Annotated in this window: 11 protein-coding genes; 8 read left to right on the top strand and 3 right to left on the bottom strand. The window is 36.0% G+C overall.

Translation table 11 applies throughout. The features are described 5' to 3' along the window. Positions 1 to 4 precede the first annotated feature (4 nt). Both A3EM_RS0121515 and A3EM_RS0121510 read right to left on the bottom strand, forming a co-directional pair. Positions 5 to 2,500, bottom strand: coding sequence for a TonB-dependent siderophore receptor (locus A3EM_RS0121515; RefSeq protein ID WP_026210492.1), 2,496 nt, complete (start codon positions 2,498 to 2,500; stop codon positions 5 to 7). 2 nt (positions 2,501 to 2,502) lie between these two features. Beyond that, complete coding sequence (locus A3EM_RS0121510; protein WP_020530318.1) at positions 2,503 to 3,204, bottom strand: ATP-binding cassette domain-containing protein; 702 nt, start codon at positions 3,202 to 3,204, stop codon at positions 2,503 to 2,505. 529 nt (positions 3,205 to 3,733) lie between these two features. On the opposite strand from A3EM_RS0121510, the gene A3EM_RS0121505 reads away from it, so the two are divergent. From A3EM_RS0121505 to A3EM_RS0121460, 8 genes are all read left to right on the top strand, one after another. Further along, positions 3,734 to 4,066 carry a PadR family transcriptional regulator gene (locus A3EM_RS0121505; protein ID WP_020530317.1) on the top strand — a complete coding sequence of 111 codons (333 nt, stop codon included), beginning with the start codon at positions 3,734 to 3,736 and terminating at the stop codon, positions 4,064 to 4,066. Positions 4,067 to 4,072: 6 nt separating this feature from the next. Continuing rightward, a complete protein-coding gene (locus A3EM_RS0121500; protein ID WP_245576530.1) occupies positions 4,073 to 6,661 on the top strand; it encodes an ABC transporter permease in 2,589 nt (862 codons plus the stop codon). A gap of 913 nt (positions 6,662 to 7,574) precedes the next feature. After that, complete coding sequence (locus A3EM_RS46100; RefSeq protein ID WP_020530314.1) at positions 7,575 to 8,039, top strand: MarR family winged helix-turn-helix transcriptional regulator; 465 nt, start codon at positions 7,575 to 7,577, stop codon at positions 8,037 to 8,039. Then, positions 8,040 to 9,074: an efflux RND transporter periplasmic adaptor subunit gene (locus A3EM_RS43250; protein WP_020530313.1), complete on the top strand. Its 1,035-nt coding sequence runs from the start codon at positions 8,040 to 8,042 to the stop codon at positions 9,072 to 9,074. Beyond that, positions 9,071 to 12,148, top strand: coding sequence for an efflux RND transporter permease subunit (locus A3EM_RS0121475; RefSeq protein ID WP_020530312.1), 3,078 nt, complete (start codon positions 9,071 to 9,073; stop codon positions 12,146 to 12,148). Before A3EM_RS43250 ends, A3EM_RS0121475 begins: the two co-directional genes overlap by 4 nt. Then, complete coding sequence (locus A3EM_RS0121470; protein WP_020530311.1) at positions 12,129 to 13,442, top strand: TolC family protein; 1,314 nt, start codon at positions 12,129 to 12,131, stop codon at positions 13,440 to 13,442. Before A3EM_RS0121475 ends, A3EM_RS0121470 begins: the two co-directional genes overlap by 20 nt. A gap of 197 nt (positions 13,443 to 13,639) precedes the next feature. Next, complete coding sequence (locus A3EM_RS0121465; RefSeq protein ID WP_020530310.1) at positions 13,640 to 13,957, top strand: hypothetical protein; 318 nt, start codon at positions 13,640 to 13,642, stop codon at positions 13,955 to 13,957. 344 nt (positions 13,958 to 14,301) lie between these two features. Continuing rightward, positions 14,302 to 15,144 (top strand): hypothetical protein, encoded by an 843-nt coding sequence (locus A3EM_RS0121460; protein WP_020530309.1) that lies wholly within the window; start codon positions 14,302 to 14,304, stop codon positions 15,142 to 15,144. Between the two features lie 272 nt (positions 15,145 to 15,416). Here A3EM_RS0121460 and A3EM_RS43245 read toward each other — a convergent pair whose 3' ends face one another. Next, positions 15,417 to 15,998, bottom strand: a complete 582-nt coding sequence (locus tag A3EM_RS43245) for a DUF4382 domain-containing protein (protein ID WP_425402068.1) — start codon at positions 15,996 to 15,998, stop codon at positions 15,417 to 15,419. Between the last annotated feature and the right edge of the window lie 3 nt (positions 15,999 to 16,001).

Below are 16,001 nucleotides of genomic sequence, written 5' to 3'. Positions count from 1 at the left end.
TGAATCAGAACTTATAGGTAACAGTCATTAATAAGTTTCGGGGTGTTCCGGGAGCCAGCCTAAATTGATTCAATGCCCCGGACCAATAGGTTTTATCGGTGATATTGTTCACCTTCAGGATAAGCTGGATATCCGAATTTACTGGTCTGTAATACAATGCTCCATCTAAAACTGTGTATTCAGGCAATAACAATCGGTCATTTGTAGAATAGGAATACCAGGAATATTTATCTCCCCTGTACTCTACACCGAAACCAATACCTAACCCTTTTAAAGCCCCGTTTACAAGATCATATCTCCCCCAAAAATTAGCACTGTGTTTAGGAGCCCCCCCAACGCGTTCTCCGATAAGGGCCTCTTCATTGTCCTCAATGATTACTGCATCGGTAAAGGCATATGAAGCAACTACTTGAAAATTTTGCAAAATGTATCCCGAAAAGTCCCATTCAAAACCTCGGCTTCTTTGTTCACCTCTGGTAGTTAAGTTTTCCAAATCGTATGTATCTCCAAGCAACAAATTTTTCTGAGTTATCTGAAACACAGCTAAATTTGATTGAACTTTACCCTTAAAAAACTCCCCTTTCAACCCAACCTCTTTCAAATCACTTAATAATGGATCAAAATTTCCCGGAGAAGCGGCCCAGAAAAAACCTTCTGTGGCTGGAGATAAGGTAACAGTATTTGTCTGAGGTTGAAAACCTTCAAGATAAGTGGCATAAGCACTTAATCCATTTGTTATTTCATAGGTTAACCCAATCCTTGGAATAAAGGCCTTATTGTCAAACTTTTCCTCATCTCCTTTATAATCAAAAATATCAGTAAACCATTCATATCTAAGATTTAACAGGGCAGAAAATTTACCTATTTTAAATTGATTTTGGATGTAAACCCCGTGGGTAGTTGTCAAATTAGCTGGTATTTCAAATTCACCAATCACGTAATCTTTTGTCACCCTGATGCCGTTTGACTGATTGATCAGATCAAAATGAGGTACATTTGGGACTGGCATTGTGACTCCGTCCACTTCCATCATCTGGAAATCATCCGCGTTAGACGGATCGTATGAAGCTGCTGTTCCATCATTTTTTAAATACCTTCGAGCCGAGTTTTGCCCACCACCAATCGAACGCTCCCATCTACTGCCATCATATCCAAGCAGTAATTTATTGGTGACGTTATTACTTTTCAAATCGACATTAAAAAATGCATTGAAATTGTCGGTATCCCAAAACTGTTGGCGCTCTACATATCGCATTGCTGCCAAAGTTGGTATAGCATTCCCATCAATATCCACTGCAGCAGTGTTTTCTGTTCTGTGTTCAGTTAGATCTTCTTTCCATGTCTGCTTCATGTAAGAAGCATTAAAACCAAATTTCTCAGTAAAAGACTTGGTGAAGTTTGCCATTACGGTCAATTCCTTAGACTTATAGTAATCGTTTGAAGCTCCAACATTCGCAGAAATATCAGTACTATTTAAATCATACGCACCATTGATTCTCCCAAAAATGGGTTGACCTCTGTCCAAATTACCCACACCACTGCTGTAAATTACTTCTGCATTTAAAGCCGTTGAGCTATTTGGTAAGAAACTAATCGAAGGAGTAATTAAAAAAGCATTATTTTGAACTAAGTCCCGAAAGGACCGAGCCTCCTGAAAAGCTGTATTGAATCGATAAAGCAGCGTTTCATTTTCGTTAAGGGATCCTGTAAAATCTGCAGCACCTCTTATTGTTCCAAAACTCCCAGCTGAAAAAGACACCTCGTTTCTGGTCTCAGTCAATGGCTTCTTGGTCACCATATTTACCGTACCACCTGGATCGACACTGGAAAATGTAACCGAGGAAGGTCCTTTAATAACCTCCACCCGCTCGATGTGTGCAGTAATGGGCTGAAGGAAATAATACTGCCTCGTTCGCATTCCATTGATAACCTGCCCATCTTCTGCCTGAGTTATCCCTCGAATGTTAAAGTGATTATAATTTCCGGTAGAAGTCACACTACTTACTGCCTTCACTGCATCCGCCAATTGAAATGCCTGACGATCGTTGATAAACTCTTTAGTGACCGTTGAAATGGCCTGTGGCATTTCCCGGTTTTTAATCGCAACTTTTGAAGCTGAAAATGAATAATCACTATTATAATCCTCTCTTGCACGACCAATTATCTCCACTGACTGCAATTGAATCGCATCCTCAGCGAGTTTGATTTCCCCTAAATTATAAATTTTGTTTTCTTCAACTACAAGCGTCTGTGAGTGTGATTTAAAGCCTATATATCTTAATTCTAAGGTATAAGTTCCTTTACTTTCAAGAGAAATATTAAAATCCCCATTCACATCGGTTATCCCTCCCTCTACCTGATTATTTTTCGTAAGCGAAACAGAAACCCCTGGCAAAGCTTCTCCTTGTTGATCTGTCACATTACCAGTTACTCTCATCTGAGAATAGGATTGTAAAACAACACTAAAAAATACGATGGAAAGTAATAATTTGGTCTTCATTACTAAATCGATTTTAGATATAATTCTTGTAATTCGTTTGCACTTACATTGGAAGTTCCAGTGGAATAAACCAGTCTCCCTTCCTTCATTATCCCTATGGTAGTCCCCACATTCACCGCATTGAAGATGTCGTGTGTTGCCATAAAAATAGATTTTTCCTCTTGGGCAAGTTCCTTACAAATAGTAGTAAACTCATCTGTCGCTTTTGGGTCTAGCCCGGATGTAGGCTCATCCATAAAAATGACTTGTGCATTTTTAGAAAGTGCAATGGCAATTCCGACCTTTTGGCGCATTCCTTTTGAATAGGATGAAAGTCTTTTCGTATGGGCTTCTGCTTTCAATCCAACCTTATGAAGTAGAGAAACGAGTTCCTTTTTAGTATGGTTAAACCCTGCAAGCTTGCTGAAAAACTCCAGATTTTCGATCCCGTTCATATTACCATAGAGCTGTACTACTTCAGGGATATAAGCAATCATTGATCGGGTATTGCCTGCGGAATTTACCTCAACCCCATTAATTAAGGCTTTCCCACCTGTCGGCTTGATGAGACCAAGGAATAAGTTGATTGTAGTGGTCTTACCTGCCCCATTTTGTCCCAAGAGACAATAAACTTCACCCGGGGCAACTGTTAGACTCAAATCTGCAAGTGCAAGCTGTTCGTCATATTTTTTGGATAGATTGATGGCTTCTAGCATATTTTCCATGAAACTTTAATGCAACATTGTTGCAAACATAATGGGAAATAGCGTAACTGCAATGTTGTTGCAAAAATAATTTAGAAAATACCTTTTTTGCCCTGACAGCCATGAAAAAAAAGGAAATTTTTCTTTTAAATCAGAAGTAAATGTGTAAAGCTTATAGTGGTGGATTACTTTTCAGTTTAGCCTTATTTAGCATATGATTTCCCCTTTCCTTTATCCCTGACATTAGTTTCAGCCACGCTCAGGAATCATAATAATTATACTTTCTGTGACTACCCATAGCATTTTTGTAATTCAGTAACCTATTTTTTTACCTTTGAAAAAACTAGTACGATCTACTTAGATCCCGCTTTCAAAAATCATTTCTTCTAAATCCCGGTAGCAAATTCTGTATTAACGGTACGAGTAAAGGTTTTACCACAAAACATCCTGTTACCACCGTTCCTGTAATGGAAAGACGCCTTTAATGATATTCATTTGCTTTATGATTAATCAATAGCTTTATTCGCAATACTACAAAATAGTATTGCTTATGAAATATCCTAAGATAGGTGAGTTTGAAGAAATAGTTTTATTAACTGTAGGTATCCTTCATGGAAATGCTTATGGCATAACCATTAAAGATGAAATTGAAAGCAGACTAGAAAGGAAAGTAAGTGTGGGTGCTTTACAGACTACCCTTAGGAGGTTAGAAAAAAAAGGACTTTTAACCAGTCATCACGGGGAAACTGAAGCTTCCAGAGGAGGTCGGCCTAAGCTATTCTTTACCATTACAGCTTATGGCAGAAATACATTGGCGGATACAAAAGAATCAAGAGAGAAACTTTGGAGCGCACTTCCCAGAATTGTATTAAACTTAAAATAATGCTTTATGAAATCTATGCCCCCACGCTTAGCCATTGCCTTTTTAAGGTGGTTTTGTAAGCTGGATTACCTGCCGGATATTGAAGGTGATTTATTTCAACTCTATACCAGAAGAATGGAAGAGAGCGGAAAGAAGAAAGCCGACCTTCTTTTTTGCAAAGATGTATTACTGCTTTTTCGACCCGGCATTATTCGATCATTTGTACTTTTAAAAACTCCTAATCGCATGGAAATCTTTAAACATAATCTTTTAATATCATTCCGTAATCATTTAAAAAACAAAAGTTTTTTCCTGATCAATCTGCTTGGGTTAACAAGTGGATTGGCTTGTGTGCTTTTCATCTATCTGTGGGTAAATGATGAAATTTCCATAGACCAATACCATACAAATAAAGACAGGTTATACCAATACATGGAAAATGTTGATCAGGGCAATGGGATGATTACCAGAATTACCTCAGCGGGTCCTACCGCAAAAGCTTTGGAGGAAGAATATCCTGAAGTAGAAAAAGCCGTAACCACTACCTGGGTTACTAATTACAATCTTTCCTGGGAGGACAATAACACTAAAGCTGATGGTATTTATGTGAGTAAAAATTATTTTGATTTATTTAGTTTAGATATTATAGAAGGGGATAAATACAAATTATTAGAAGACAAAAATAACATCATCATCTCGGACGAACTGGCATTACGCTTCTTTGGTGATACCCAAAATATAACCGGAAAAATGATTGAGGTGGATAGAAATACACTTTTTCAAGTGGCCGGGATTTTTAAAAAACTGCCTGCAACTTCTTCAGTACAATATGATTTTATGCTGACCTTTGAACATTTTTGGGATAATAATGAATGGGTCCAGAACTGGTACAACACAGCCCCACGAACTTACCTGCTCATGAAAGAAGGAGCAGATATTGATGCTTTCAATAAAAAAATATATGATTTAGTGAGAGATAAAACTGAAGGAAATGCGAAACACCGCAGTCCATTTATCGCTAAATTCTCCGATAGGTATTTAAATGGAAAATATGAGAATGGAAAAGTTGCAGGTGGTAGGATCGAATATGTAAAAATGTTTAGTACCATAGCTCTTTTCATCCTGGTTATTGCCTGCATTAATTTTATGAACCTATCCACCGCCAGAGCCTCGCGTAGATTAAAAGAGGTCGGAGTAAAAAAGACAATCGGTGTAAATAAAGGGATTCTTGTATTTCAGTATTTGGTGGATTCATTCATGCTAGTCATTATTGCAATGGTCATGGCATACCTTTTAGTCTGGTTAATCCTGCCTTCTTTCAATCTAATAGTCGATAAAAACTTATCATTAAATCCGGATTATCAACTAATAACAGGGACTATATTAATCATTTGTATTACTGCTTTACTTTCAGGAATTTACCCTGCTTTCTATTTATCCAAGTTTAAACCCATACAAGTTTTAAAAGGGGGTAATCATAAATCAACAGGTGAATCATGGGCTAGAAAAGGATTGGTCACTTTTCAGTTTACATTGTCTGTGGTATTGATCGCTTCAGTGATTGTAGTTTATGAGCAAATCTCTTATACTCAGACAAAAAACCTGGGTTATAATAATGATAACGTATTGATCATGAATGTAGAAGGAGCTTTGAGGGACAGTTCCAGATTTCAAACATTTTTAAGTGAGTTATCCACCAAACCTAACTTAAAAAATGCCGCAGGCTCTAACCATAATATGACCGGGCATAATGGCGGTACTTATGGTATACAATGGCCGGGAAAAGACCCCAATGATCGGACGGAATTTGAAAATATGCAGGTTACGCCCAATTTCATTAAAACCATGGATATTGAATTCAAAGAAGGCAGAAATTTTATGCCGGACAGTCAATCCGAGTCGGACAAAATCATTTTTAATGAAGCTGCCATCGCATTTATGGGCCTGGAAAATCCTTTAGGAAAAAAAGTTGAATTATGGGGTAATCAGGTAGAAATCATTGGTATAGTAAAAGATTTTCATTTCGACTCTTTTCATGAAGCGGTGAAGCCTATCTTTTTTATTTTGCGAAATAACCATACCCGAAATATCATGGTGAAACTGGAAGCGGGTAAATTGCAGGAGGGTATTCAAACCATAAGTGAGTTACATGAGACTTTTAATCCTGGAGTGAATTTAACCTATAAATTTTTAGACGATGAATATCAAAAAATGTATGAAGCTGAAAATAGGGTATCCATCTTAGCAGGTTATTTTGCTGCCATTGCCATCATCATTTCTTGTCTTGGGCTTTTTGGTCTTGCCGCATTTACTTTAGAACGGAAAGGGAAGGAAATTGGAATTCGGAAAATTTTTGGTTCTTCCTCAATGGACTTAACCGTAAAACTCACCAATGACCTAACGAAATCAGTTTTAATTTCAATTATTATAGGCTTGCCGTTAAGTTATTTTATGTTGAATAATTGGCTTGAAAATTTTGCATATAAAATAGATATGGAATGGTGGTTTTTCTTTGCTGCAGGCTTTTTGACCTTTCTAATAGCCATATTGACAGTCGGTTTCCAGGCACTTAAAGCATCACTTTTTGACCCAATATTATTGCTTAAAGATGAATGAAAAGCCATCTTCTATGTGGACTTTGGCTATCCAGTCCATATTCGGAACTTTTACTTTTTTACCATTCACATTATTTCAAAACCTTTAATAGCTTAGACTATTTAGGTGAATCGGAAGCCCAAACAGGTTAGCTTTTAAGCCTATTTTGGAATAGCCATAGAGGAGAAAAAAAGGAGTAACAATCCTGGTTTATTGTTACTCCTAAAATTCTAAATTTTATGTAAAGAAATCAATTGATCTAATTTCAAGCATCCTTACTGAATTACCCTTCCAACTTTCTTTTTATTTACCTTCAAAGGATCTTTGTTTAGCTTGTAAAAAAAATATCTGCTCCCCTTTTAAATCAAAAAGGTCCAAGCCAAACAGCAGGGACCTTAGAATCAAAAATATGAAATGAAATATTTACTACAAAAAGTCTCAAGTAAAACCAAAACCCTTTTTATTTCATTATTATTAATGTTTTAATTTACTTAAAATTGTACCATTTTCAATTAACACTTTAAAAATGCCTTTATTTTTGGACAGAAACAACTATTATCTTCTTGAATAAGGCCTTTTTGCTGATGAAATGATCTATTTAGTCCTTGTGGGATTAACCATTTATTTCCAATAAAAATATAAAAGCTAGCAATCGGCCAAAATGGGATTGGATAAAGGAAAATTAGACAGTAATTTAGGGAAATTGCTTACCTATCTGCCAATTTCCTTTGTTTGTTTTCAATTAAACAGTAATATTGATTGAAGAAAATTTTTCCCCTTAGACTTTGCCATTGGAATTGCTGCTGCAATAGCTAATTCCATCATCACAATTCCCCATCCACCAACATTGAAAATGAAGTTTTTAGTTTAAGCTGATTTTTAAAGGATAAATTAGTTACATTTGTAACGATTTCAAATGTAACTAATTTATTCCATGGAAGAGGTGAAAATTTATGGCTTTGAAATGTCCAGGATTTCAGAGGTTTATCTTAGTACTTTATCATCAATAATGACTCCTCTGGGGATTGAACGCTACTTTTTTCCTTTAATCTATTTAAATGAAAATAGTGGTAAAATTACCCAAACAGATTTAGCTGAAGCCATAAGAAGGGATAAGGTCCACACGATGAGAATAGTGGACTATTTTTGCGACAGGGATCTTATTGTAAGAAAACAAAATGCTAATGACAGAAGGTGTCAGATACTTGAAATTACCGATAAAGGTAAAACCCTTGTTCCATTGATCAAGAAAGGAATAGCGCAAACTGATGAGTTGTTATTTCACAACTTTTCACAGGAGGAAAAAGATAATTTTAAGGTGAGTATGGATAAACTTTTTGAAACCATCAAGCTATTACCGGAACCAAAATTTATTGTTAAGGCATTCAAAAGAAAATAAATGAATAAAGCACTTAAAAACCTGGTGTTCGCAACAATTGCTTCCACAATTTTTTCATGCAGCTCAGAACAAAAACCAAGTAGTAATACAAGCGATCTGACAGTAGAGGTCTATAAAGTTAAGAAACAAACATTTAGTAATGAGATTGTTACCACTGCTAATTTATTGGCACAAGAGCAGGTAAATTTAATGGCTCCAATTGCTGGCCAGGTCCTTGACATTTATTTTAAAGAGGGGCAAAAAGTCAATAAAGGCCAAACCATAATTCGGTTGGATGATAGAACCTGGAAAGCAGAATTGGTTGGCATTAATGCAGAACTAACCTCTGCACAAAAGGATTACGACCGAAAAAAAGAATTGCTCAGCTTTGAGGGCAGTAGTCAGGAGGAAGTTGATCTTGCCTTAGCTAAAGTTTTGAGTTTACAATCCAAACAACAACAATTACAGGTCAATATAAATTTAGCCAATGTTACAGCTCCATTTTTTGGGCAATTGGGATTGAGAAATTTTAGTGAAGGAGCCTTCTTAAGACAGGGAGATCTAATTACATCATTAACAGCCAACCAACAATTAAAAGTTGATTTTAGCATTGCCCAGGCGTACAAAAAAAGTATTAAAATAAATAAAAAAATAACTGTTCTGGTGGAAGGAGATAGCCTTACTGCCACCATTTATGCGATTAGTCCTGCTGTAGATGAACAAACCAGGATGATTACAGTAAGGGCTATGTTGAAGCAAAATCCTAAAAACAATATTTTACCGGGAACCTTTGCAGAAATCATTTTACCAACCAATGCAATAGATGATGCTTTACTAGTTCCAACTGAAGCAGTTGTGCCCTCTATTACCGAACAAACGGTTTATGTTTACAACAATGGAAAAGCCGAACGCAGAGTAGTAACCCTTGGCAATAGAACTGCGGATAAAGTCCATATTTTAACAGGTCTTAAAGAGGGAGATTCTGTGTTAACTACCGGATTATTGACAGTTAAAGACGGAATGTCTATTTCCTTAAAACATCCAATTCAAGAATGAGTTTATCTGACATTAGTATAAAAAGACCTGTATTAGCCACTGTATTTGCTATTATCATTGTTCTTCTCGGAGCAGTTGGTTACATCTCTTTGGGGGTTAGAGAATACCCAAGTGTTGATCCACCCATAGTTACGGTGCAAACAAACTATGTTGGAGCTAATGCCGAAATTATAGAGTCACAAATTACCGAACCTTTAGAAGAACAAATAAACAGTATTGATGGGGTAAAAATATTAAGTTCTAACAGTACGGATGGAAGAAGTACAATAACGGTGGAATTTTTACCTCAGATAGATTTAAATAATGCTGCGAATGATGTTAGAGATAAAGTAGCTAAAGCCATTAAAAATTTACCGCCTGATGCAGATCCGCCAACGGTAAGTAAAGCTGATGCAAATGCTGAAACTATTTTATCCATTACGGTGCAAAGTGATAAAAGAGGGTTATTGGAACTTTCACAAATAGGAAATAACATTTTCAAAGAGCGGCTACAAACTATTCCAGGAGTGAGTAGTATTCGTATTTGGGGAGAGAAAAAATATGCCATGCGTTTAGAGCTTGACCCAACCAAAATGCGTGAGCTTAACATCACTCCTATCGACTTACAATATGCCCTGGGTGTACAAAATGTAGAATTGCCATCCGGAAGAGTAGAAGGAACTGCCACAGAATTAACTGTAAGGACAATTGGTAGATTATATACCCCGGAGGAATTCAATAATTTAATTATCAAAGAAGAGAATAAAACTTTAATTCGGTTAAAAGATATAGGTAAGGCCAGGTTAGGTGCGGAAGCAGAAAGAACATTATTACGGGGAAATGGAGTTATTCCCATGGTAGGAATTGCACTTCAACCTCAGCCTGGTTCTAATTATATTGAAATTGTGGATGAGGCTTTTCATCGCTTAGAAATGATGAAAAAGGACTTACCTGAAGACATTCAGTTGGATGTGGCCTTAGACAAAACAGAATCAATACGCAAAGCTATTAGTGAAGTTAAATCCACCATTTTATTGGCATTTTTTCTTGTATTAATGGTCATCTTTTTCTTCTTAAGAAATTGGCGAACTACACTAATTCCTATAGTGTTAATTCCCATTGCTTTAATCGGAAGCTTTGCAGTATTATATGCTGCCGGATTTTCCATAAATATCCTTTCTTTATTAGGATTAGTATTAGCCACAGGGTTGGTAGTAGATGATGCCATTGTGGTAATGGAAAATATTTACAGTAAAATTGAAGAGGGTATGCATCCTGTAAAAGCTGCCTTTCAGGGAGCAAGAGAGGTCTACTTTGCGGTGATAGCCACTTCCATTACCCTGGTTTGTGTATTTATTCCTATCTTTTTTATGCCTGGTTTAACAGGCCAGTTATTCAGGGAATTTGCCATGGTGGTAGTTGGTGCAATCGCCATATCCACATTCATTACTTTATCCTTAACCCCCATGATGAGTTCCAGAATGCTAAAAAAGAGCAGTCGGGAATTTGCATTGATGCGGGTTTTCAATAAAATAGTAATTGTTTCTACAAAATATTATTCCATATCCCTAAAGAAATTTATGAATAAGCGCTGGTTAGCCTTTCCACTTTTTGTGGTGATGTTGGCCACCATTTTCATAGTGGGCTCCCAATTGCAATCAGAATTAGCCCCGTTAGAGGATAAAAGTCAGATTAGAATTATTTCTACAGCTCCGGAAGGAACCTCTTATGAGGCTATGGATGCCTATCAGCTGGACCTGATGCATCTTATGGACACGCTTCCTGAAAAAGCGTTTTTATTAGGAGTTACCTCTCCGACCTTTAGAGCATCCACATCAGTTAACAGTTCTTTTATCCGAACTACTTTAGTTCCTCCTGGGGAAAGAAATCGATCTCAAAATGATATTGCAAATGAAATTAACAAGCAACTTCAGCAATTAAATTTTGCTAAATCTTATGTAGTGCAGGAGCCTACTATTAAAACTTCGGCAAGCAGTGGAGGAAAACTCCCAATACAATTTATTTTACAGGCTACTGATTTGGGAAGACTGAAAGAAGCCCTCCCTGGTTTTATGGATAAAGTTCAGGAAAGTCCGGTTTTTAGCGTTTCCCAAGTGGACCTGAAATTTAACAAGCCCGAAATTAATGTAAACATTAATCGGAGTAAAGCCCTTTTAATGGGAGTTAGCATTTCTGATGTGGCCAAAACCCTGCAGACTTTTTTAAGTGAACAACGCCTGGGGTATTTTATTAAAGATGGCAAACAATACTATGTATTGGCAGAGGCCTTAAAAACGAAACGCGATGAGCCTTTAGATTTAAACAACCTCAGTGTAAGAAATAAAAATGGTTCGATGGTTACCCTCTATAATTTAGTGGACATTAATTTCAAAAGTCGTCCACCATCTTTGTTGCGATACAATCGATATACTTCTGCCACTGTTGAAGCTGACATTGCTCCCGGCTATACTCTGGGGGATGGAATTGCCGAAATGCAAAAAATTGCCGGGGAGGTTTTGGACGAATCATTTAGTACTGCATTGGGAGGAAGTGCATCTGATTTTGCCGAAAGTTCAACCAGTACCAATCTTATATTTTTATTTGCTTTAATATTAGTTTACCTCACTTTAGCAGCTCAATTCGAAAGTTTTAGAGATCCTTTAACCATCATGTTAACGGTCCCCTTAGCATTGGCAGGGGCATTACTTACCCTGTGGGCCTTTGGGCAAACTTTGAATATATTTAGTCAGATCGGTATGGTTGTTTTAGTAGGAATAGTTACTAAAAACGGTATTTTAATTGTTGAATTTGCCAACCAAAAACGGGACGGAGGATTAAACTTAAAAGAAGCTGCTTATGAGGCTGCATCACAGCGTTTCCGTCCAATTTTAATGACCAGTTTATCCACTGTTTTAGGGGCATTACCAATTGCCCTGGCCCTGGGAGATTCTTCCTCAAGCAGAGTACCCATGGGATTAACCATTATAGGCGGACTAATATTAGCATTGGTTTTAACATTATACGTAATTCCGGCATTATACACCTACATTGCCAGTAAAGAGAATAAAATTATAGATGAAGCGGATTTTGAATAAAATATTTGTATTAGCAGCTATTTTTATAGTATCAAATGGATCGGCACAAACTCTCCAGGAGTTTATCAATACGGCTATTCAAAATAATTACCAGATTAAGATTGTAAAAAACGAAAGTATTATTGCGGAAAACAATAACACTTTGGGTAATGCTGGCTTTTTACCCAGTTTAGATATTGCTGGAGGTTATTCTAATTCGTTTAATAATACCAAACAGGTTTTTGCCGATGGAACAATAAGAGAAGGATCAGGTGCCAAAAATACCAACTTAAATATGTCAGCATTAATGAATTGGACTGTTTTTAATGGCTTTAGGGTCTTTGCAAAGCAGGATCAATTAGGTTATTTGCAAACCTTAGGTGAACTCAACTCAAAATTTTACATTGAACAAACTGTTGCGGATATCACAACGGCTTACTACCAACTGGTTTATGAAAAAAAGATATTGGAAAACTTCGAACAATCACTGGAAATTTCTGCTTTTCGGTTAAAAATTGCCCGGAAAAAACAAGAAATCGGTAGTGCAACGATTATAGATTATGGGCAAGCCATGGTAGATTATCAAACTGACAGCATTCGTATCCTGGCACAACAAAATACCATTCAATCATTAATCATTGAGTTAAATCGAATTGCAAACAACCCTTTGGAACAACCCATAAAAATCCAAAATAAAACTTTTGAAGCTAAAATACTTCCCAGCATAGATTCATTAAAATACCTTATTTCTGAAAACAACAATCAACTTGCCCAACAACGATTGCAAGAACTTATTGCGGAAACAGAATTAAGAATTACCCAGGCCAATAGATATCCTAGTGTAAATCTATTTGCAGGTTTTCAATATAATAAAAATACCGCAGAAGTAGGCTTTTCGAACTCGAATCAAACCTTCGGACCAACAATAGGGGTTAATGTGAGCTTTAATTTGTTTAATGGAGGCAATACCAAAAGAGAAATTAAAAACAATATGTTATTTGCTGAAAATAGCACACTTACCAAAAATCAAATCACTAATGATGTAGATGCTAATGTACTGAGCTCCTATTACCAATACCAATCCGTAACAAACCAAATTAGTCTGGCGCAAAATAACGTAGCCCAAATGAATAAAATAAATGCAACTGCCCAGGAACAATTTAAAAGAGGGGCTATCAACGGATACGACTTTAGATTAACTCAATTAATTTTATTAGAAAATCAACTTAAATTGACCCAATTACAATTTACACTTAAAACCATTGAAATTAATCTAAACAGATTGTCAGGTAAAATACTTGAAGTTTACCTGTAAGACTTTCTACTCAGTTTTCCCACTTCCAAATCCTCAACCTGCGGATTAATTCATCATTTTCATAGAAATTAATCTACAGTTCGCTTATCAAAATCCATCTTTTCTTCTGAAAAAAGGGGTTATCCTCAATTGGCACAGAATTCTAATAAGTGTTAATCAATTGAATCTAATTATTAGCTAACCAAAAATGTATTAAAATGAAAAAACTAAAATTAATTTTAGCCTTCTTCCTGTCAATTGGATTGGTGGGAACCGCTGCTTTTGCCGTTCAGTATTCTGCTTCCGAAAAGGTAACCATTCAGTTTCTTAAGGAAAAAATTGCAAAAAATGATTTACCTGAAAAAGTCTTAACAGCTTTGAGTGAAGGTGAATACAAAGATTACGAGTTTGTAGAAGGGTATAAAATTGAGGAAGACTTCATTTATTATGAGCTTCATTTAAAAAATGGGGAAGAAGAAGCCATTATTTTTTATGATGAAGAGGGAATCATGCTTGACCCGGAAGAAAACCAATAGGAGCGAAACATCTTATTGATTTGATCTAGTATCCTTAGAGCTTGTTCAAATATTTAAGTTTTCAGCGAGATAGTTAAAATTTGAACAGGCTCTTACTCAACCTGAATGGAGTCTTATTATCCTTTTCAGGTTGAGTTTCCACATCACGCCAGCCTTTAACAGACAGCAATAGGGTTTTGATAAACATCTTTTCTACAGGTTATTCTACCATAAACAAACCTGCCCTATAGAGCTGGAAATTATCTTCTACAACATACCCAAACTTAGGACTAACCCACTCCCCTACTCACTTTTTAAAAGTACGATCCGGGGAGTTTCTTTCTAATCCTTAAAATTCAATCAAAATGAAAACAGCCATTGTATATATTGACCTTTCAAAAAGGTCTAAGACAATTTTGGAATTTGTAATGCATTTAAGAAGATTTATTCCTTTGGATGTTCATCTAGTGTACAATATTAATGATTATGCAATTCAGCCTTTCCAAACGGCAGAAATGTACCCGGGAGAACCAATTGAAAGTATTGTTCTTGATGATAGAAATCAGATTAAACAAAAAGTAAATAAATTTATTGAAGAATCCAGTTGTTGGGGAAAGACCCAATTAAAGGAAAACCTGGAAATAGAAACAGGGCCACTCTTTGAGACTATTCAAAATTTAGCATACAGACAAGAAACCTTTGTAATTGTGCCGGAAGTAGATGAATCTGTTGCCTTTAAAAAGTTAAATAAGTTTGAGAATTTTGATATTCTGGAAGAGGTTCGCATTCCAACCTTAATAGTTCCAAATAACTTTCACTTTCAGTTATTTCAGTCCATAATATTTGTGACCAACTTTAATAACAAAGATATTGAAGCCCTGGAATTCATAAACAAACTTGCCTTACCTATCAATGCACGAATTCACATCATTCATGTGACCGAAAAGAAAAATGATTTGGTTCAGGGCAGATTGAGGCAACTTAAAGACAAAGTAAGTTATTTGATGGAAGAAAGTGCCATTAATTTTACTTACGAGGCGATAGTCAGCAAACATCATTTTCAAACCATACAGGATGTGGCAGAAGACAGAAAAGCCGGTATGGTTGTATTTCAGGAATTTCTGCTCAAATTTATGCTGGGAAAAACCCTGAGCAACGGTACCATGGTTACTTCCAGGCTCCCTATGTTAGTGTATAACAAAAGGTAGAAGTGGATAAATTGATTTTCTCAAAACCAATTGTTTTAACAGTTAAACCAAAAAGTATATTCTCTCTATCAAAATTTTGATAGAGAGAATATTTTAGCCCATTAAATGTAGTAACTATCTACATTTTAGCATATGCTTATTATTAACATCAATACAGCATTTAAATTAGGCTCATAATCAAGCAGATTCCAGAACTGCTTTTTTTAAGCTAAAACCGTTTTTACCAAAATTCTGTTGTGCTGAAAATGAATGTTCGAATAAAAAAGGACTTTTTAATTTAAAAATTTAAGCGTGTCCAATGAAGTTATTTCACCTGTTTTTACTTCCACATTATTTTCAATTACCGGAGTAAGATTACTAGCGGAATCTGGAACAGCCACAACCTGGTAGGTTCCAGCCTCAAGTGCTCGAATTAAAAATTGACCATCATTTCCAGGATAGGTGGAAATACTATCCGAACCAGATATCGCATAGACAACCGCTTTAATAGAATCTGTTGAAATCACACCATCTAATTCTGAAGCCACAATTCCTTTGATAGCTCCAGTTTGAGCTTCCATTTTGGCTCTGATAACAGGTTTTAAATTATATTTACCTGAATTTCCTGCTTTTACAATTGATTTGCTGGCATCAAAATCCAAGACTAACTTATAAGTTACACCAGCTTCAATTGAAGTATTNACNTTAACTTTTAGTCCNCTTTGGGATCCGGATGGCACTTTCAAATCAGTTGATTCTCCATCAATGGTTAATGAATTTTGATCTCCAAGTACTAATCTAATTTGGGAAAGATTTCCTGCAGGAAGTTCTATTTCTCCTAAAAAAGCCTCTTCACCATTGGTTAATTTTAAAATATC

This window comes from Flexithrix dorotheae DSM 6795 (genome assembly GCF_000379765.1).
GTDB classification, from domain to species: Bacteria; Bacteroidota; Bacteroidia; order Cytophagales; family Flammeovirgaceae; genus Flexithrix; species Flexithrix dorotheae.
The sequence above is the reverse complement of the archived record's forward strand: the minus strand, read 5'-3'. Positions and strand labels throughout refer to the sequence as shown.

What these genes read in the sequence shown, in the direction of transcription:
- A3EM_RS0121515 (WP_026210492.1), bottom strand. Translation starts at nt 2,500, where the DNA reads ATGAAGACCAAATTATTACTTTCCATCGTATTTTTTAGTGTTGTTTTA.
- A3EM_RS43250 (WP_020530313.1), top strand. Translation starts at nt 8,040, where the DNA reads ATGAATAAAGCACTTAAAAACCTGGTGTTCGCAACAATTGCTTCCACA.
- A3EM_RS0121465 (WP_020530310.1), top strand. Translation starts at nt 13,640, where the DNA reads ATGAAAAAACTAAAATTAATTTTAGCCTTCTTCCTGTCAATTGGATTG.
- A3EM_RS0121470 (WP_020530311.1), top strand. Translation starts at nt 12,129, where the DNA reads ATGAAGCGGATTTTGAATAAAATATTTGTATTAGCAGCTATTTTTATA.
- A3EM_RS46100 (WP_020530314.1), top strand. Translation starts at nt 7,575, where the DNA reads ATGGAAGAGGTGAAAATTTATGGCTTTGAAATGTCCAGGATTTCAGAG.
- A3EM_RS0121475 (WP_020530312.1), top strand. Translation starts at nt 9,071, where the DNA reads ATGAGTTTATCTGACATTAGTATAAAAAGACCTGTATTAGCCACTGTA.
- A3EM_RS0121500 (WP_245576530.1), top strand. Translation starts at nt 4,073, where the DNA reads ATGAAATCTATGCCCCCACGCTTAGCCATTGCCTTTTTAAGGTGGTTT.
- A3EM_RS0121505 (WP_020530317.1), top strand. Translation starts at nt 3,734, where the DNA reads ATGAAATATCCTAAGATAGGTGAGTTTGAAGAAATAGTTTTATTAACT.
- A3EM_RS0121460 (WP_020530309.1), top strand. Translation starts at nt 14,302, where the DNA reads ATGAAAACAGCCATTGTATATATTGACCTTTCAAAAAGGTCTAAGACA.
- A3EM_RS0121510 (WP_020530318.1), bottom strand. Translation starts at nt 3,204, where the DNA reads ATGGAAAATATGCTAGAAGCCATCAATCTATCCAAAAAATATGACGAA.